The 18530-nt window shown below is 77.7% G+C and carries 16 protein-coding genes; 14 read left to right on the forward strand and 2 right to left on the reverse strand.

Features of this window, described 5'->3' with window-relative positions:
• Nucleotides 1-25: 25 nt before the first annotated feature.
• Entirely contained in the window at nt 26-988 is a 963-nt protein-coding gene (coaA, locus tag ICW24_RS10580; protein WP_372360573.1) for a type I pantothenate kinase, read from the reverse strand.
• A gap of 201 nt (nt 989-1189) precedes the next feature.
• On the opposite strand from coaA, the gene glmS reads away from it, so the two are divergent.
• From glmS to menD, 14 genes are all read left to right on the forward strand, one after another.
• Entirely contained in the window at nt 1190-3049 is a 1860-nt protein-coding gene (gene glmS / locus ICW24_RS10585; protein ID WP_226345679.1) for a glutamine--fructose-6-phosphate transaminase (isomerizing), read from the forward strand.
• A gap of 22 nt (nt 3050-3071) precedes the next feature.
• Nucleotides 3072-3452 carry a holo-ACP synthase gene (locus ICW24_RS10590; RefSeq protein WP_226345680.1) on the forward strand — a complete coding sequence of 127 codons (381 nt, stop codon included), beginning with the start codon at nt 3072-3074 and terminating at the stop codon, nt 3450-3452.
• 62 nt (nt 3453-3514) lie between these two features.
• Nucleotides 3515-5158 carry a bifunctional ADP-dependent NAD(P)H-hydrate dehydratase/NAD(P)H-hydrate epimerase gene (locus ICW24_RS10595; RefSeq protein WP_226345681.1) on the forward strand — a complete coding sequence of 548 codons (1644 nt, stop codon included), beginning with the start codon at nt 3515-3517 and terminating at the stop codon, nt 5156-5158.
• Nucleotides 5148-6512: an alpha/beta fold hydrolase gene (locus ICW24_RS10600; protein ID WP_226345682.1), complete on the forward strand. Its 1365-nt coding sequence runs from the start codon at nt 5148-5150 to the stop codon at nt 6510-6512. The genes ICW24_RS10595 and ICW24_RS10600 overlap by 11 nt, the downstream gene beginning before the upstream one ends.
• Nucleotides 6509-7096, forward strand: a complete 588-nt coding sequence (gene tsaE, locus ICW24_RS10605) for a tRNA (adenosine(37)-N6)-threonylcarbamoyltransferase complex ATPase subunit type 1 TsaE (RefSeq protein WP_372360574.1) — start codon at nt 6509-6511, stop codon at nt 7094-7096. The genes ICW24_RS10600 and tsaE overlap by 4 nt, the downstream gene beginning before the upstream one ends.
• A gap of 51 nt (nt 7097-7147) precedes the next feature.
• Nucleotides 7148-7843 carry a tRNA (adenosine(37)-N6)-threonylcarbamoyltransferase complex dimerization subunit type 1 TsaB gene (tsaB, locus tag ICW24_RS10610; protein WP_226345683.1) on the forward strand — a complete coding sequence of 232 codons (696 nt, stop codon included), beginning with the start codon at nt 7148-7150 and terminating at the stop codon, nt 7841-7843.
• Nucleotides 7840-8511, forward strand: coding sequence for a GNAT family N-acetyltransferase (locus ICW24_RS10615; RefSeq protein WP_307781329.1), 672 nt, complete (start codon nt 7840-7842; stop codon nt 8509-8511). Before tsaB ends, ICW24_RS10615 begins: the two co-directional genes overlap by 4 nt.
• Nucleotides 8508-9554, forward strand: a complete 1047-nt coding sequence (gene tsaD, locus ICW24_RS10620) for a tRNA (adenosine(37)-N6)-threonylcarbamoyltransferase complex transferase subunit TsaD (RefSeq protein ID WP_226345684.1) — start codon at nt 8508-8510, stop codon at nt 9552-9554. Before ICW24_RS10615 ends, tsaD begins: the two co-directional genes overlap by 4 nt.
• A gap of 7 nt (nt 9555-9561) precedes the next feature.
• Nucleotides 9562-10632, forward strand: coding sequence for a sodium:calcium antiporter (locus tag ICW24_RS10625; protein WP_226345685.1), 1071 nt, complete (start codon nt 9562-9564; stop codon nt 10630-10632).
• Between the two features lie 152 nt (nt 10633-10784).
• On the forward strand, nt 10785-12488 hold the full coding sequence (locus ICW24_RS10630) for a glycoside hydrolase family 3 N-terminal domain-containing protein (RefSeq protein WP_226345686.1): 1704 nt from the start codon (nt 10785-10787) through the stop codon (nt 12486-12488).
• On the forward strand, nt 12485-13384 hold the full coding sequence (locus tag ICW24_RS10635; protein WP_226345687.1) for a PfkB family carbohydrate kinase: 900 nt from the start codon (nt 12485-12487) through the stop codon (nt 13382-13384). Before ICW24_RS10630 ends, ICW24_RS10635 begins: the two co-directional genes overlap by 4 nt.
• Before the next feature lie 140 nt (nt 13385-13524).
• Entirely contained in the window at nt 13525-13878 is a 354-nt protein-coding gene (locus tag ICW24_RS10640) for a hypothetical protein (RefSeq protein ID WP_226345688.1), read from the forward strand.
• Nucleotides 13875-15050: a carbohydrate kinase family protein gene (locus ICW24_RS10645; protein WP_226345689.1), complete on the forward strand. Its 1176-nt coding sequence runs from the start codon at nt 13875-13877 to the stop codon at nt 15048-15050. The genes ICW24_RS10640 and ICW24_RS10645 overlap by 4 nt, the downstream gene beginning before the upstream one ends.
• An 80-nt stretch (nt 15051-15130) precedes the next feature.
• Complete coding sequence (gene menD, locus ICW24_RS10650) at nt 15131-17140, forward strand: 2-succinyl-5-enolpyruvyl-6-hydroxy-3-cyclohexene-1-carboxylate synthase (protein WP_226345690.1); 2010 nt, start codon at nt 15131-15133, stop codon at nt 17138-17140.
• A gap of 36 nt (nt 17141-17176) precedes the next feature.
• Here menD and ICW24_RS10655 read toward each other — a convergent pair whose 3' ends face one another.
• On the reverse strand, nt 17177-18508 hold the full coding sequence (locus ICW24_RS10655) for a GNAT family N-acetyltransferase (protein ID WP_226345691.1): 1332 nt from the start codon (nt 18506-18508) through the stop codon (nt 17177-17179).
• Nucleotides 18509-18530 lie beyond the last annotated feature (22 nt).

An 18530-nucleotide genomic window follows, 5' to 3' on the forward strand; every position in this document is an offset into this window, starting at 1 on the left:
CCGGGGTTCGTGGTTCCCGGCGCCGTCACAGCTTGCGCAGGCGCATGCGCTGGACGCTGTGGTCGGCGCCCTTGCTGAGGACGAGGGTGGCGCGTCCGCGGGTGGTGAGCACGTTGTCGACGAGGTTGGGTTCGTTGATGGTGCGCCAGATGTGTTCGGCGGTCTCGCGGGCCTGCTCGTCGGAGAGCGACGCGTACCGGTGGAAGTACGACTCGGGCTTGGCGAAGGCGATCTCGCGCAGTCGGGTGAAGCGGTCGATGTACCAGCTGCGGATGTGGTCGACGCGGGCGTCGACGTAGACGGAGAAGTCGAAGAAGTCGCTGACGGCGAGGCCGGTGCGGCCGTCGCCGCGCACGCGGGGGGCCTGGAGGACGTTGAGGCCTTCGACGATGAGCACGTCGGGGCGGCTCACGAGCGTCTGCCGGTCGGGGACGATGTCGTACGTGAGGTGGCTGTAGACGGGGGCGGCGACGCGGTCGCGGCCGGCCTTGACTGCGGCGACGAAGCGCAGGAGGGCCCGCTGGTCGTAGGACTCGGGGAAGCCCTTGCGGTGGAGGATGCCGCGGCGTTCGAGCTCGGCGTTGGGGTGGAGGAATCCGTCGGTGGTGACGAGTTCGACGCGTGGGGTGTCGGGCCAGCGGGACATGAGCTCGCGCAGGATGCGGGCCGTCGTGGACTTGCCGACGGCGACCGAGCCGGCGACGCCGATGACGAAGGGGGTGCGTTCGGGGCGTTCGCCGAGGAAGTCGGAGGTGACGCGGTGGAGTCGCCCGGTGCCCTCGACGTAGTAGGCGAGGAGGCGGGACAGGGGGAGGTAGACCTCCTCGACCTCGGCGAGGTCGAGGCGCTCCCCGAGGCCGCGGAGGCGTTCGACGTCCTCGCCGGTGAGGCTCATGGGGTGGTGGCGGCGCAGCCGGGCCCAGTCGCTCCGGTCGAACTCGACGTAGGGCGAGGGCATCGTGGTGGGGCCGTTGCTCACCGGGCACATTGTTGCGCATGGCTGCCCTGGTCGTGGGCGGCGCCCGTCGCCGGGAATGGTCGCGCGGTGGGTCGTCCGGGGCCGGTCCGGCCGGCCGGTCGCCGGTGGGTGCGGCCCGGTGGCCGGCCTCGTGACCCGTGTGCGACCGGCCGGTGAGCGGGGCGGACGGCGGGGCCGTGGGCGGGTGTCCGGCCCCGTACCCTGGTGTCCATGTGTGGAATCGTGGGATACGTGGGGCCGCGGCGTGACGACCGCGCCCAGCAGGTGGTCATGGAGGGGCTCGCCCGCCTCGAGTACCGGGGGTACGACTCGGCGGGCATCGCGCTCGTCGCGGACGGCGAGGTGGCCACGCGCAAGGCGGCCGGCAAGCTCGCGAACCTGCGCGCGGCGCTCGAAAACGCCCCGCTGCCGCCCTCTGCGGCCGGCATCGGCCACACGCGGTGGGCGACCCACGGCGGCCCGACCGACGCGAACGCCCACCCGCACCGCGGTGGCACCGACGGCCGGCTCGCCCTCATCCACAACGGCATCATCGAGAACTTCCACTCCCTGAAGACCGAGCTGCTCGCCGACGGCGTGGAGTTCACCTCCGAGACGGACACGGAGGTCGCGGCGCACCTCGTGGCCCGCGCCTACGAGCAGACGGGCGACCTCACGGAGGCGATGCGCGCCGTCGTCAACCGCCTCGAGGGTGCGTTCACGCTCCTCGCCGTGCACGCCGACGCTCCGCAGACGGTCGTCGGCGCGCGCCGCAACTCCCCGCTCGTCGTCGGCCTCGGCGACGGCGAGAACTTCCTCGGCTCCGACGTCGCCGCCTTCATCGGCTACACCAAGCAGGCGATGGAGATGGGCCAGGACCAGATCGCGACGATCACGCCCACGTCGGTGGAGGTCATCGGGTTCGACGGGCAGCCCGCGCAGGGCGCCCGGTTCGAGGTCACGTGGGACGCCGCGGCCGCCGAGAAGGGCGGCTACGCCACGTTCATGGAGAAGGAGATCAACGAGCAGCCGCACGCGGTGGGGGACACGTTGCTGGGGCGCACCGACTCCGCCGGCGCGCTGGTGCTCGACGAGGTCCGCATCTCCGAGGACGAGCTGCGTGCGGTCGACCGCATCGTCATCGTCGCCTGCGGCACCGCCTCGTACGCCGGCATGGTCGCCAAGTACGCCATCGAGCACTGGACGCGGATCCAGTGCGAGGTCGAACTCGCGCACGAGTTCCGCTACCGCGACCCGGTCATCGGCGCGAACACGCTCGTCGTGTCGATCAGCCAGTCGGGCGAGACGATGGACACGCTCATGGCGGTCAAGCACGCGCGTGAGCTGGGCGCGAAGACGGTGTCGATCTGCAACACGCACGGCGCGACGATCCCGCGGGAGTCGGACGCGGTGCTGTACACGCACGCGGGCCCCGAGATCGCGGTCGCGTCCACGAAGGCGTTCCTCGCGCAGATCACGGCCTGCTACGTCCTCGGGCTCTACCTCGCTCAGCTGCGCGGCGGCACGCACGCCGACGAGGCGCAGGCCGTCATGCGCGAGCTCGCGCAGGTGCCGGAGAAGATCGAGACGCTCCTGGGCCAGATGGACCGCGTCAAGGAGATCGCCTACTTCATGGCCGACACCCGCTCGGTCCTCTTCCTCGGCCGGCACGTCGGGTACCCCATCGCGATGGAGGGGGCGCTCAAGCTCAAGGAGCTCGCCTACATCCACGCCGAGGGCTTCGCGGCGGGCGAGCTCAAGCACGGCCCGATCGCCCTCATCGAGCCCGGCCAGCCGGTGTTCATCGTGGTCCCCGGCCCGGACACGCCGCACGGGCTGCACCACAAGGTCGTCTCGAACATCCAGGAGATCCGGGCCCGCGGCGCGCGCACGCTCGTCATCGCGGAGGAGGGCGACGAGGACGTCGTGCCGTTCGCGGACGAGGTCATCCGCATCCCCGCGACGCCGCCGTTGCTCGCGCCGCTGCTGTCGGTCGTGCCGCTGCAGGTCTTCGCGCTCGAGCTCGCCACCGCCAAGGGTCTCGACGTCGACCAGCCGCGCAACCTCGCCAAGAGCGTCACGGTCGAGTAGGCCCGGGGGATCAGGAGGCGCCGTGATCGTCGGGATCGGGGTGGACGTCGTCGACGTCGCCCGCTTCGAGCGCGTGCTCAGCCGCACGCCGACAATGGCGGCGCGCCTGTTCGTCGAGGCCGAGCGGGGGCTGCCCATGGCCTCGCTCGCGGGGCGGTTCGCCGCCAAGGAGGCGGTGGCCAAGACGCTCGGCTCGCCGCCCGGGCTCGGCTGGCACGACGCCTGGGTCGAGCGGGGGGCGCACGGTCGCCCACTGCTGCGCGTGGGGGGCCCCGTGGCGTCGGCGGCGGCGCAGCTCGGGATCACGCACTGGCACCTGTCCATCTCCCACGACGGCGGGGTCGCCGCGGCGTACGTCGTGGCGGAGGCCCGACCCGGTCCGGCCGGGCCGCCGGCCGGCTGACACCCGGCCACACCGGCAACCAGCCACGCCGACATCCACCCCCAGAAGGAAGGACGCGACCCATGCCGACACAGACCTGGTCCGTGCAGGACGTCCGCGACGCCGAGCGGGCGGCGATGGCCGACCTGCCGGAGGGCGAGCTCATGGGCCGCGCGGCCCGCGGCCTCGCGCTCGTGCTGCGGGCGCGGGCGGCCGAGCTCACCGAGGCGGCCGACGGCGCCGGCGCGCGCCTCGTCGTGCTCGCCGGGTCGGGCGGCAACGGCGGCGACGCCGTGTACGCGGCGGCGCGCGTGGCCGACGCCCCCGAGATCGCGGGCGTGGTCGTCGTCCGGACCGGCTCCGACCTGCACGAGGGCGCCCTCGCCGCCGCCCTCGAGGCGGGGGTGGGCGTGCTCGACTGCTCCGAGGTCGAGGTGGGTGACACCGACGGCTCCGGCGCGGACGACGACGACGCCGACGCCGCCGGCGACGCGGCGCCGGAGGTGCCCGAGGCGTTGCGCGCGGCCCTCGAGGCGCTCGCGGAGGCGGACGTCGTCGTCGACGGGATGATCGGCATCGGCGGCCGGCCGGGGCTGTCGGGGGTCGGGGCGGTGCTCGCGGACGCCATCGGGCCGGACGCGTACGTCGTCGCGGTGGATCTCCCGAGCGGCACCGACCCCGGCGGCGAGCGCGTCGTGCCCGACGCGGTCTTCGCCGACGAGACGGTGACGTTCGGGGTGGCCAAGCCGGTGCACGTCCTCGCGGGGGCCCCCGCCACGGGGCTGCTCACGGTCGTCGACATCGGCGTCACCCCGGCGGGGCCGCCGGCGGCGGAGCGGCTCGACCTCGACGACGTCGCCGGCCTGTGGCCCGTGCCCGGCCCCGCCGACGACAAGTACTCCCGCGGGGTGCTCGGCGTCGTCGCCGGCGGCGAGGAGTACACCGGCGCGCCCGTGCTGTCGGTGACGGCCGCGGTGTGCTCCGGGGCGGGCATGGTCCGCTACGTCGGGCCGCCGACCCCGACCCGGCTCGTCCGCGAGCGCGTCCCCGAGGCCGTGCACGGCGTCGGGCGCGTGCAGGCCTGGCTCGTCGGGCCCGGCCTGGACCCGCACCCGGCGGACGACGACGAGGCCGGGCAGGCTCAGGTCCGGGCGGCTCGGGAGGCCCTGGCCTCCGGCGAGCCCGCGGTCGTCGACGCCGGCGGGCTGGAGCTGCTCGACGGCCCGCGCGCGGGCGCCGGGGCCCGCACCCTGCTCACCCCGCACGCGGGGGAGCTCGCCCGCCTGCTCGACCGGCTCGAGGGCCGGGAGCCGGGCGCGACCCCGCGGGAGCAGGTCGAGGCCGAGCCGGTCGCGCACGCCCGGCGCGCGGCCCGGCTCACGCACGCGACGGTGCTGCTCAAGGGCGCGACGACGTACGTCGTGCCGCCCACGGACGCGCTGCCCGTCCGGGCCCAGGCCGACGCGCCCCCCTGGCTCGCGACCGCGGGGGCCGGCGACGTCCTCGCCGGTCTCGCCGGCACGCTGCTCGCGGCGGGGCTCGACCCGCTCGACGCCGGCTCGCTCGCGGCGCTCGTCCACGGGCGGGCCGCCGACGCGGCCGTCCCCGGCGGGCCCGTGCGGGCGCTCGCCGTCGCCGAGGCGATCGGTCCGGTCGTGGCCACCCTGCTGCGGCGGACGCGTCGGGACCCCTCGACCGAGCGCGGTGGTGTCCTCGGTGGCCGGTGAGTCGCGGCCCCGCCGGCGCGGGGTGCCCTCGCTGCCGTCCCTCGCCTCCGGGGCGGGGCGGCGCGGGCTCCCGGTCGTCGGCGTGGGGTTGGGACTGGCCGCCGCGAGCCTGACGGCCGTCGCCGGTCTCGCCGCCGACCGGTTGAGCCGGGACCGCCGGCTCTCCGTGGCGCTCGACGACGACCTGGGGCCCGACGCCCTCGTCGCCGTCCCCGACCGGGAGGTCGTCGTCACCACCTCCGACGGCATCGAGCTGCACGTGGAGGTCGACGAGCCTGCCGGGGCGGATCCCGCGGCGCCGACGATCGTCCTCTCCCACGGGTACTGCCTGTCGTCGCGCTCGTGGGTGTTCCAGCGGCGCGCCTTCGCGGACGCGGGATACCGAGTCGTCGCGTGGGACCAGCGGGGGCACGGCGCCTCGGGCACGGGTCCGGCCGACGCCTACGACCTCGATCGCCTCGGTGACGACCTCGCGCTCGTCATCGAGACCGTCGCGCCGCGGGGCGACCTCGTCCTCGTCGGCCACTCGATGGGCGGCATGACGATGATGTCGCTCGCCCTCGAGCACCCCGACGTGCTCGAGCGCGTCGTCGGCGCGGCGTTCGTGTCGACGAGCCCCGGCGGGCTCGCCGAGGTGACGTACGGGCTCGGGGCCTCGCTCGGCGGGCTCGTGCACCGGCTCGGCCCGGGCGCGACCGGCCTCCTCGCCCCCCGGCAGAGGGCCGTCGACGCCACGGTGCGCCTCGCGCGGGACGTCGTCGACTACCTCGTCGACTGGGGCTCGTTCGCCTCGCCGGTGCCGCTGTCGGTCGCCCACCTCACGGCCGAGATGATCTTCGGCACACGCATGGAGGTCATCTCCGCGTTCTTCGGGCGCTTCGACGCCCACGACAAGCGCGAGGCTCTCGAGGCGTTCGACGGCATCGAGACGCTCGTCCTCTCCGGGGTCCAAGACCGCCTCACGCCGCCCTCGCACAGCGAGGAGATCGTGCGCCTCGTGCCGGGGGCCGAGCAGGTCCTCGTCAGCGACGCCGGCCACGTCATCATGCTCGAGCACCCGGCCGTCGTCTCCGAGCACCTGCTCGACCTCGTGGCCCGGGCCCGCCGGGCGCGCGACGACGACGGTGCCGGGCGGCGCGAGCACTCCGACGACTCCGACGGCGACGACTCGGGTCACGAGTCGAGGCGGGGCGGCGCGAGCGGGCGTGACCCGGCCGGCGAGCGCCGCTCGGCGGGCCGTCGCGTACCGCGCACCGTCACCGACGTCGCCGCGCGCACCCGGGCCGCCCGCGCCCGGCGCTCGTCGCGGCCCGTGATCCGCCCCGTCGTCCGCCCCCGCAGGAGGAGCTCGTGACCGACCCCACGGATGCCACCGATGCCGCCGGCACCGTGGCCGGGATCCCCTTCGAGGAAGACCTCAGGCTCGAGACCGCGCAGGAGGCCCGGGACCTGGGGCGACGCCTCGCCGGTGCCCTGCGGGCGGGCGACCTGCTCATCCTCACCGGCGAGCTCGGTGCGGGGAAGACGACGTTCACCCAGGGCCTGGCGGAGGGGCTGGGGGTGCGGGGGCCGATCACGTCGCCGACGTTCGTCATCGCCCGCGTCCACCCGAGCCTGGTCGGCGGTCCCGTGCTCGTCCACGCCGACGCCTACCGCCTCTCCGGCGAGCTCGACCTCGAGGCGCTCGACCTCGACGCCGACCTCGACCGCGCCGTCACCGTCGTCGAGTGGGGCAAGGGCCTCGCCGAGGCGCTGAGCGAGGACCACCTCGAGGTGGTGCTCACCCGCGCGGTGGGTGGCGCGGCGCCGTCCCCGGCGGGACGCGGCGAGGACGACAAGGACTCCGAGCCCGCCGAGGACCTCGACGACTCCGAGGACGCCGAGGCGGCCGACCCCCGCACGGTCCGGCTCGTCGGCCACGGGGACCGCTGGGCCTGAGCCGGCCCTCGGCCGTGCCGGGGCGGGCGGAGCGGTCCGTATCGTAGGGGCGTGCTGCTGCTCGCCATGGACACCTCGACGTCGGCCGTCACCGCGGCCGTCCACGACGGCTCGGCCGTCCTCGCGCGCCGCGGCGTCCTCGACGTGCGGGCGCACGCGGAGCTGCTCACGCCCCTGGTCCGCGACGTCCTCGCCGAGGCCGGCGCCGCGCCCTCCGACGTCACACACGTCGTCGGCGGCCGCGGGCCGGGCCCCTTCACGGGCCTGCGCGTCGGCCTCGTCACCGCGGAGACCTTCGCGTTCGCCGTCGGGGCGACGTCCGGCGGATGGGGGAGCCTCGACGCCATGGCGCACGGCCTCTGGCTCACCGGCGACGCCCCCGGCCGCTTCGTCGTCGCCACCGACGCCCGCCGCAAGGAGGTCTACTGGGCCGTCTTCGCCGCGGGGCCGGGCGGGGTCGTGCGCGAGGCCGGCCCGGGCGTCGAGCGTCCCGCGGACCTGCCCGCCGACGTCCGCGAACTGCCGTGCGCCGGGCGCGGCCCGGGGCTGTACCCGGGAATGTTCGGGCCCGCGGTCGGGCCCCTCGACGTCGACGCCGGCGCCCTGGCCGACGCCGCCGCCCGGCACCTGTCCGCCGGCGGCGCCCTGCCGCCGCCGCGGCCCGACTACCTGCGCCGACCCGACGCCGTGCCCCAGGCCGCGGTGAAGTCGGTGACCGCGGCCGACGGCCGCCGGGGCCGGCGGTGAGCGCCCCCACCCCGCTCACGTCCGCGGCCGCGAGCGCCCCCACCCCGCTCACGTCCGCGGCCGCGAGCGCGACCGGGCCCGAGCCCGTGCTGCGCGAGACGTCGTGGCGCGACGTCGCCACCCTCGCCGCGCTGGAGACGGAGCTGTTCGGCCGCGACGCGTGGAGCGAGGCGTCGTGGTGGTCCGAGCTCGCCGCCCGGCCGCGCCGGCACTACCTCACCCTCGTCCGCGCCTCCTCCGGCCGGCGCGGCGTCGGCGACGACGGAGGCGGCGACGACGAGATCCTCGGCTACGCGGGGCTGGACCTCGCGGGGGAGGTCGCCGACGTCATGACGATCGCCGTCGTGCCGGCCGCCCGCGGCGCCGGCCACGGCCGCACCCTGCTCGCCGCGCTCGAGGACGCCGCCCGTGCCGCCGGCGCGCGGCACGTCCTCCTCGAGGTCCAGGCCGACAACGCCGCTGCGCTCGGCCTGTACGCCGCGCGCGGCTTCGTCGAGATCTCCCGCCGCCGCCGGTACTACGGCGACGTCGACGCCGTCGTCATGCGGCTCGACCTCCGCGCGGTCGCCCCGCCGCCGCCCGACCCTGCGACTCCAGCCGGTCCACCGCATCCATCCGGCCCGGTCATGTCAGCGAGTCCACGCACCCCGCACCAGGAGAACCCGTGAGCACGGCACCCCTCGTCCTCGGCATCGAGAGCTCCTGCGACGAGACCGGCGTCGGCATCGTCCGCGGCGAGACACTGCTCGCGCACGAGGTCGCGAGCAGCATGGACCAGCACGCCCGGTTCGGCGGGGTCGTGCCCGAGATCGCCTCGCGCGCCCACCTCGAGGCGATGTTGCCGACCCTGCGCCGCGCGTGCGACACCGCCGGGGTGCGCCCGGGCGACGTCGACGCCATCGCCGTCACCTCGGGGCCGGGCCTCGCGGGGGCCCTCCTCGTGGGTCTCTCGGCGGCGAAGGCCCTCGCCTACGCCCTCGACAAGCCGCTGTACGGGCTCAACCACCTCGTCGCGCACGTCGCTGTCGACATCCTCGACCACGGGCCCCTGCCTGAACCGACGATGGCGCTGCTCGTCTCGGGCGGCCATACCAACCTGCTCCTCGTGCGGGACATCACGAGCGACGTGGTCTCCCTCGGCGAGACCATCGACGACGCCGCGGGGGAGGCCTACGACAAGGTCGCCCGCATCCTCGGCCTGCCCTACCCGGGCGGCCCGAGCGTCGACGCGGCCGCGGCGGGCGGCGACCCGCGCGCCATCGCCTTCCCCCGCGGCCTCACCTCGGGGCGCGACCTCGAGCGGCACCGCTGGGACTTCTCGTTCTCGGGCCTGAAGACGTCGGTGGCGAGGTGGGTCGAGGCGCGGCGGGCTCAGGGGCTCGAGGTCCCCGTCGCCGACGTCGCCGCGAGCTTCGCCGAGGCGGTCGCCGACGTCCTCGTCCGCAAGGCGATCGACGCGTGCCGCGCGCACGGCGTCACCGACCTGCAGGTGGGCGGCGGGGTCGCCGCGAACAGCCGCCTGCGCGCCCTCGCCCAGGAGCGCTGCGACGAGGCCGGCATCGGCCTGCGCGTGCCGCGGCTCGGTCTGTGCACCGACAACGGCGCGATGGTGGCGGCGCTCGGGGCCCAGCTCGTCGCGCGCGGGCGGCCGCCGTCGTCGCTGTCGATCGGCGGCGACTCGTCCCTGCCCGTGCAGCACGTGACGATGTGAGGGCGGCGTGAGCGCCCTCGCCGGGATCGGTACGCCGCTGCTCGTCATCGCCCTCGGGTGCGTCGTCCTGCTCTGGGGCGCCGACGAGTTCATGGAGCACCTCCCGCCGCTCGCGGCCTGGGCGGGCGTGCCCGTCTACGCCGTCTCGCTGCTGCTGGCGGGGGCCGAGCCCGAGGAGTTCACGACGGCGGTCCTCGCCTCGGCCGGCGACCGGCCCGTGCTCGCGGTCGGCGACGCCGTGGGCTCGAACATCACGATCGTCGCCCTCGGCCTGGGTGCGGCCATGGCCCTCGCGCCGGTCGCGCTCGACGCCCGGCTGCGCCGGTTCGCCCTCGTCGCGTCGGCGGCCGGGGCCCTGTCCACCCTCGCGCTGCTCGACGGGGTCGTCGCCGCCTGGGAGGGGGCGCTGCTCGTCGGCGCGGCGCTGGCCTCCGTCGTGCTGCTGTGGCGCATCGACCGCCTCGCCACGGCCCGCGAGGACGCCTACCGCCGCTCGCCCGCGTCACCCGCCGAGTCGGCGGAACGGGCCGCCCCGACCGAGTCGCGCGGCACCGACGGGCTCGGGCCGGAGGGACTCCCGGGGCTCGCCGGGCTGGGCTCGCCCGAGGCCGCGCCGCTGCCCACCGGGCTGCGGCGGGACCTGCCGCGCACGGTCGGCGGGGTGGCCCTCGGGCTGCTCGCGATGGTCGTCGGCGGGGCCCTCGCCGTCGATGGTGCCACCCGCCTCGCCGACGCCTCCGGGTGGAGCCACCGCGCCACCGGACTCATCGTGCTCGCGCTCGCGACGTCCGTCGAGGTCTTCGCCATCGTCTTCGCGGCCCGCCGCCGCGGGCTGGCCCGGCTCGCCGTCGCGGCCCTGCTCGGCTCGGTCGTGTTCAACGCGACGATGACGCTCGGCGCCGCCGCCCTCGTCGCGCCGCTCGACGCGCCCGGACTCTGGCCCGCCGCCGCGCTCGCGACGCTCCTGCCCCTGACGCTGCTGCTCATGCGGGGCCGCCGCGTCACCCGCGCCGTCGGCGCCGGCCTCGTCGGCGTGTACGTGGCCTTCGCGGTCGCCGTCCTGGGACGCTGGCTCTGACGCGCCGGCGGGTCGTGCGCGGGGTGTGGGCCGAGGCGGCGGGGGAGACGACCGCGAAGGGGGAGTCGATGCGACACCGGACCGGGACGAGGCGGGCGGCGCGGGGAACGGCCCCGGCGGTCACCGGGCTCAGGGCGCTCACCGCGCTCACTGTGCTCACACTGGGCCTGTCGGCGGCGTGTGCCCCGGCGGGCGATCCCGCCCCGGCCGGGTCGGCGTCGGGACGCTCCTCGACCACGGCGGGCACGGCCGGCACGGGCGCGCCGGGCCCCGGTGCCACCGCCCCGACGACGCCGCCGGCCCCCGGCACCGCCGGCCGGGCGCCGGGGCCCGACGACCTCGCCGCCGCCCGACGCGACGTCGCGAAGCTGCCCCTGGAGCGGCTCGCCGCCCAGCTCGTCGTGCCCCGGCAGGCGGGGTCGGCGCGGGACGCGGCCGCGCGGCTGCGGGACGTCGGTTACGGCGGGGTGGCGGTGTTCCGCGAGGACCTGCCGGCCGGCGCGGCGGCGGTACCGGCCGCCCGGTCGGCGAACGCGGCGTTCGCGCGGGCGACGACGGCGTCGGGGCGCTCCTGGCCCCCGTTCGTGTCCGTCGACCAGGAGGGCGGCCCGGTCACCCGCATCGACGCGCCCCTGACGCGGTTCCCGGCGCTCATGGCCCTCGGCGCGGCCGGGGACCCCGAGCTCGCCCGCGCCGTCGGCGTCGCCTCCGGCGCCGAGCTGGTCGGGCTCGGCTTCACGGTCGTCATGGCGCCGTCGGCGGACGTGACGACCGGCCCGGACGACCCGACGATCGGGGTGCGGTCCGCGGGCTCGGACCCGGCCGCCGTCGGGCGCCTCTCGACCGCGCTCGCCCTGGGCTACCTGGAGGCCGGGGTGCTGCCCACGCTCAAGCACTTCCCGGGGCACGGCAGCGTCACCGCCGACACCCACGTCGGCACCGCCCGCCAGGACGCCTCGCGGGCGACGCTGCTGCGGCGCGACCTCGCGCCGTTCCGGGCGGGGATCGAGGCGGGCGTGCCCGCGGTGATGACCGCGCACATCGTCCTCACCGCCGTGGACCGCGACCGGCCGGCGACCCTGTCCCCGGCCGTGCTCGACGGCCTCCTGCGCCGCGACCTCGGCTTCCGCGGGCTCGTCGTCACCGACGCCCTCGAGATGGGGGCGGTCGCGCAGCGCTTCGGCGCCGACCGGGCCGCCGTGCTCGCCGTCGGGGCGGGCGCCGACGTCCTCCTCATGCCCGCCGACCCCCGGGCGGCCGTGTCCGCCCTCGTCGCCGCGACCCGCGACGGGACCCTGACGCGGGCCCGTCTCGAGGAGTCCGCGGCCCGGATGGTCGCGGCGCTCCGGGTGGCGGCGGCCCCCGCCTCGCCGCAGGACCGGGCCCCCGGCTCGCACGCCGACGTCGCCGCCCGGCTCGCCGCCGCCTCCGTCGTCCAGCTCTCGGGGCGCTGCGGGGCCCGGCTCGTCGGCCGCTCGGTGCGCGTCACCGGCGGCCGGGCCGACGACCGGGCCGCGTTCACGGCCGCCGCCCGCCGCGCCGGTCTGGGCGTCGGCTCGGGCACGCACGTCGCCCTCCTCGACGGCGGCGCCTACCGGGCCGGCGAGGGGGAGGGCGGCGCCGGGGGCGACGGGGACGCCGGCCGGTCGGGCGCAGGCGTGGTCGTCGCCCTGGACGTGCCCTACGGCCTGGCCGGCGGGGCCGCCGGCGCCGCTAGGCTCGCGACGTTCGGCCGGACCCCGGCGACGTTCGACGCGCTCGTCGCCGTGCTGACCGGCCGCGCCCCCGCCCGGGGGCGCCTGCCCGTCGCGGTCGGCGCACGGGCCCTCGGCAGCGGATGCGAAGGAGCGTCATGAACGACACGACCGAACGGACGGGGTCCGACGACCGGAGCGACCGGACGGGGGAGAGGGGGCGGGTGGTCGTCGTCGGGTCGGTGAACATCGACCTCGTCACCCAGGTGGACCGGCACCCGAAGCCCGGCGAGACGCTGCTCGGTTCCGACCTCGTCCGCGTCGCCGGCGGGAAGGGCGCCAACCAGGCGGTCGCCGCGGCGGCCGCCGGCGCGCGCACCGCGATGGTCGCGCACGTCGGCGGCGACGCCGGCGGCGCTGCGTATCGGGACCGTCTCGAGGGCCTCGGCATCGACGTCCGTGCCGTGATCGTCGACCCCGACCGACCCAGCGGGCACGCCCTCATCGTCGTCGGCGCGGACGGCGAGAACACGATCGTCGTCGCGCCGGGCGCCAACGCCTCGACGCGGTGGGAGGAGACGCTGGCCGCGGGGCTCGCCGAGGTGGGGCCGGGCGACGTCGTCCTCCTCCAGCTCGAGATCCCGCTGCCCGTCGTCGGCGCGGCCGTGCGCCGCGCCGCCGACGCCGGCGCCACCGTCGTCGTCAACCTCGCCCCGTACGCCGACCTGCCCGCCGACGTCCTGGACCGGGTCGACGTCGTCGTCGTCAACGAGCACGAGGGGGCCCAGCTGCGGGCCGCGGGCCTGCCGGCCCGGTCGCTGCTGACGACCCTCGGGCCGGCCGGCGCCGACTGGGACGGGCAGTCGCGGCCGGGCGTCGCGGTGCCCGAGGGCGAGGTCGTCGACACGACGGGCGCGGGCGACGCCTTCTGCGGCACGCTGTGCGCCGCCCTCGCCGGCGGCGCGTCGCGATCCGACGCCCTCGACGTCGCCCTGCGCGCCGGCGCCGACGCCGTGCGGCACGAGGGCGCCCAGCGCGACGCCGCGCTCGCGGGCTGAGCCGGCCGCGACGTCGCCGGTGGGGTCGACGCCGGCCGGGCCGCTCACGGGCGGGGCCGCTGACGGCCCGGGCTAGCCTGGACGAGGCCGCCGGACGCGCCCGCGGCCGGTCCCATCCCCTCCTCGAGAGGACACCGCCGATGAACCGTCGGACCCGTCAGGTCTTCACCTCGATCGTCGCCGTCGTGGCCCTCGTCGGGATGCTCGCCGCGCTCGTCATCGGGGCGCTCGGGGCCGTCGCGTCGCCGGAGGCCCCGCCCGCCGCGTGCGGCGAGGTCACCTCGGCCGATGTGCCCGCCCTGCCGGCCGACACCCCGATCGTGGGCGTCACCCGCTCCGGTGGGAGCGACTCGCAGGCCCACGCCTCCACGCTCGAGGTCACGTTCGAGCAGGCGGTGCCGCTCGAGGAGGCCCGGGCCCGCCTCGAGAGCGCGCGTCCCGGCCACGGCCGCGACGACGGGGTCGCCTATCGCCTCGCCTGCGCCGGCCGGTGAGCCCGCCGGCGCCCCGGGGCGGCCCGTCGCTCGTCGTCGTCGGGGATCTCGCCCTCACCTGGCGACTGCTCCTCGTCGACGGGCCCCTGCCCGGGCAGGGGGCCCGGGCCGAGTTCGCGACCCGCGAGATCGGCGGCCACGCCGGGGTGGCCGCCGCGCTGCTGGCGGCGGCCCATCTGGGGTCGCAGGCGGACGTGCGAGAGGGAGCAGGCGCGACCCCGGCCCTGACGCGCTCAACCGGCGGCCCCGTGACCGGGTCGACGACGGCCGTGCGCCTGGCCGCCGCGGTCGGGGACGACGACGCCGGTCGGCTGCTCGTCGACGCTCTGGCCCGCCTGGGCGTCGACACGAGTGCCGTCCTCGCCGACCACCGCCGTGCCACCGGGCTCGTCGTCGACGCCGTCGTGCACGAGGCCGACCGGGCCGCACCGGAGTTCGAGGTCGGGGCCGACGGCGAGGGGGCCTCGGGTGCGCCCGCTCGCGCCGTCCCGGGCGGCCCACCGGGGGAGCTCGAGCGACCCGAGCCGCGAGAGCGACGCCCCGACGGGACCACCGCGGGCGGGCCGATCGTCCTGCCCGCCGCGGTGCTCGACGGATGGGGGGAGGGGCCCGACCCGGCCCGCGAGGCCGCCCTGTTCGCGTTGGCGGCGACCCGCCCCGGCGACGCGCTGCTGCTCGACGGCGGGGCCCTCGGCCGGCTGCCCGACGTCGTCGAGGCGGCGTGGGAGGCCGACGTGCAGGTCGTGGCGGACCTGTCCGCGCTGCCGTGGCCGGGCGGCGGCCGGCACGGCGACCTGCGCGCCCTGGGCCGGGTGGACGTCGCCGTCGTCGAGCCGAGGGTGGCGGCGCGGCTCGCGGACGTCGCGGACGCGGCCCCCGCCTCGGTCCTGCTCGTCACCGACGACCGGACGTCGTGGGACGGTGAGGTCACGCCCGCCCCGCCCGTCGTGGCCGGACGCGCCGCGGCGGCCGAGGGATCCGCCCGCGACCCCCTCGCCGAGCACGACGACCGCGTCGCGGCCGCGCGCCGGCACGCCGCGTTCGCGGCCGGGCTCGCCGCGGCCCTCGCCGACGGGGCCGACCGCGACGAGGCCCTGCGCGCCGCGTGGGCGGTCCGGGCCGCGGTCCCGGCGGGGCGCCGCGTCCCCGCGCTGCTGCTCGACGGGCCGTGATCGACGGGCCGTGACGCGTCCGCGGGCGGGCGGGGCGGAGCGCTGCCGGCCGCGGAGACGCGCCGTGCCACGATGAGCGGATGACCCCGTCGGCCGCGCTCGCGCACGTCCTCGTCGACGAACTCGCCCGCGCCGGGGTGCGCCACGTCGTGCTGTGCCCCGGGTCGCGCTCGGCCCCGCTCGCGTACGCCCTCCTCGCCGCCGACCGGGCGGGCGCTCTCACGCTGCACGTGCGCGTCGACGAGCGCAGCGCCGCCTTCGTCGCGCTCGGTCTCGGCGCGGCGTCGGGGACACCCGCGGCGGTGGTCACGACCTCGGGGACGGCCGTGGCCAACCTCCACCCCGCCGTGCTCGAGGCCGCGGAGGCGGGGGTCCCGCTGCTCGTGATCAGCGCCGACCGGCCCCCCGAGCTGCGCGGGACGCGGGCCAACCAGACGACGACCCACCTGCCGATCCTCGCCGGGGCCGTGCGCTGGAGCCACGATCTCGGTGCGCCGGAGGACGGCGAGGCCGCCCGGCGCATGCCGTCCTGGCGCACCGCGGTCGACCGCGCCGTCGCCGCGGCCACCGGAGCCCTGGGCGGCGACCCCGGGCCCGTCCACCTCAACGTGCCCCTGCGGGATCCGCTCGCACCCGCCCTCGCCGAGCACGCCGGCGCCGTCGGCGCGGCCGATGCGGCCCGTCGGCCCCTCGGGTCGCCGTCGGAGGGTCCGCCCGAGGACCTCCCCGAGGAGCTGCGGGGGCGGGCCGACGGTGCGCCGTGGACCTCGACGCCCGGCCCGGCGAACCCGTTCGCCCGACCGGTCCGGCCGGTGGGCCCGGGGGACGCGGGGGAGTCGGGCCCTCTGCCGGGCGGGGGCCCGACCGCACCCGAGCCGTCGCGCGCACAGCCGTCGACCGCACCCGAGCCTTCGACCGACTCCCGACCGCCGTCGGGCCCCTTCCTCGACGTCCCCGGCGACGAGCCCCGCACGCTCCTCGTCCTCGGCGACGCGCCCGCGGCGGTCGCGGCCGGGGCGCTCGCCACGGCCACGGCGCGGGGCTGGCCCGCCGTCGGGGAACCGTTCGGGGCCGGGGAGCGCGCGGCCCTGGCGCCGCACGGCCCCCTCGTGCTCCACAGCCCGGCGCTGCTCGAGGAGCACCCGCCACGGCGGATCGTCGTCGTCGGGCACCTCACGCTGACCCGCGACGTCGCGGCCCTCGTGCGCACGCCGGGGGCGCAGGTCGTCGTCGTCACCGACCGCGGCGTGTGGCCCGACCCCGGCCACGTCGCCGCGACCGTGCTGCTCCCGCGCCTCGTCGACACCGTCCCGACGTCATCGACGCCCTCACCCTCGGCCTCACCGTCATCTGTGCCGCCGCCGCCGACCACGGAGGCCGAGGACACGGACGAGGCCTTCGTCCGCGCCTGGGGCGCCGCCGCGGCCCGCGTCGCCGACCTCGTGCCCCGGGCGCTCGCGGAGGCGTGGCCGACGGGGGCGGGCGTCGCCGACGTGGTGCTGCGCGCGCTGCCCGCCGGGGCCACGCTGTTCGTCGGCTCCTCGAACGCCGCGCGCGACGTCGACCTCGCCCGCGGCGCGCAGGGTCCGGCCGTCTTCGGCAACCGCGGGCTCGCCGGCATCGACGGCAACGTCTCCACCGCCGCCGGCCACGCGCTCGCCCGCCCCGGCACCCCCACCTACGCCCTCGTCGGCGACCTCACGTTCCTGCATGACACGAACGCGCTGCTCGTCGGCCCGGGCGAGCCCCGTGTCGACCTCACCGTCGTCGTCGTCGACGACGACGGGGGCGGCATCTTCGGCACTCTCGAGTACGGGCACGCCGACCGGCTCGCCGCCGACCCGGCCGGGTTCGAGCGCGTCTTCGGCACCCCCACGGGCACCCGGATCGCCGACCTGCTCGCGGCCCACGGCGTGGCCCACGAGCACGTCGACGACCCCGACCGGCTCGCGGAGCTCCTCGCCCGGCCTCCGCGCGGGCTGCGGGTCCTCACCGTCGCCGTGCCCCGCGACGGCCATCGCGCGGCCCGGGACGCACTCGTCCGGCTCGTCGCGGACGGCCCGGGCGACCCGGCCCGTCCGCCGAGCTGAACGGGCGCGCCGTCCCGCGCCGCGCGCGAGGCGGGGTCAGAAGCCGCGGCCGCCGAGCGGCGCGACGCCGGTGGACGCGGCCCGGGCGAGCGCGCGCAGGGCGCCGCGGCGGAGCTCGACCACGCCGCCGGCCTCCGGGGCCACGGCGGTGAGCACGGGGGAGCGGAGGTCGTGCAGGCCGAGGTACCACGGCCCGATCCCCGCGGCCCCCAGCCGGAGGTCGGCGGGGTCTCGCGTCGGTTCGCATGTCGCGGTCCCGTCCTCGCCGATCGCGAGCCGCCACCGCCCCTCGTTCCACGGGCACGTCGGGTCGAGCACGTCGAGGACGACGTCGGCCGCCCCCGCGTAGCCGCGCCCGGCGAGCATCGCCCCGACGTCGACCGGGCGCAGCCACAGCCCGTCCCTGACGGTGACGTCGAGGTCGCGCGGCCCGCCCGACCAGCCGAGGGGTGCGTCGTCCAGCGACCGACCGGCGAGCGTCACCCCCGGCGTGAGGTCGAGGTCCGAGAGGCGCGCGACGAGGGCGAGCAGGGCGGCGTCGTCGTGCGCGTGGACGACGCGCGAGACGACCTGGCCGCCGCCCCCGCCGGGCACCCGGGGCTCGCGGGCGAACAGGGCGTAGCCGACGTCGCGCCCGTCCCGGGTGGCCACGAGCGCGCGCGTCGGCTCCCGCCCGACCCGGGACGCCGGCGTGTCGTGCAGCCCCGCCCGGGCGAAGCTCGCCGGCACGCGGATGAACCCCGACCGGCCGGGGCCCCCGGACGCGTCGATGGCCAGCATCCGGCCGAGGAACCCCGCGTCGTCGACGGACAGGACGAGGCGCACGAGCACCTCTGCGGCGCGGCGCCCCAGCTCGGTGCCGGGGCCCGGCAGGACGGCGCCGCGGCTGACCGTGTACGTCACGTCGAGGGTGGCGACCCCGTACCCGAACCGTCCGTAGATGCCCTTCTCGCTCGCGGTCAGGCCGGCGAGGGCGTAGCCGCGCTCCCGCGAGTCCCGCAGGTGGTGGTCGATCATCGAGCGCAACACGCCCCGCCGGCGCACGTCCGGGTGCACGCCGACCCACGACAGGCCGGTGAGGGGGAGCGTCGTCGTGCGGTCGCCGGCGGGGGTGTCGGCCTCACCCGGTCCACCGCCGACACGGCCGTGCGCGCCCGGCACCGTGAGCGTGAGGTCGAACGAGGTGTACACCCCCGCGAGGGCGTCGACGCCGGTGATCTCGTGTCGCGCCCCGAACGTGCGGGACCAGTCGAGCGGCATCGTGGCCACCTCGGGCCCTCGCGACGTCGGGTCCTGGGCGAAGGCGAACGCGTCGAGATCGTGCACCGCGGTCGCGTCGGCCGAGGTCAGGGGGGTGATGGTCGTCATCGTCCCAGCCTGGCGGGCGTGA

The sequence above is a fragment of the Agilicoccus flavus genome (assembly GCF_014857905.1).
Taxonomy (GTDB): Bacteria; Actinomycetota; Actinomycetes; order Actinomycetales; family Dermatophilaceae; genus Agilicoccus; species Agilicoccus flavus.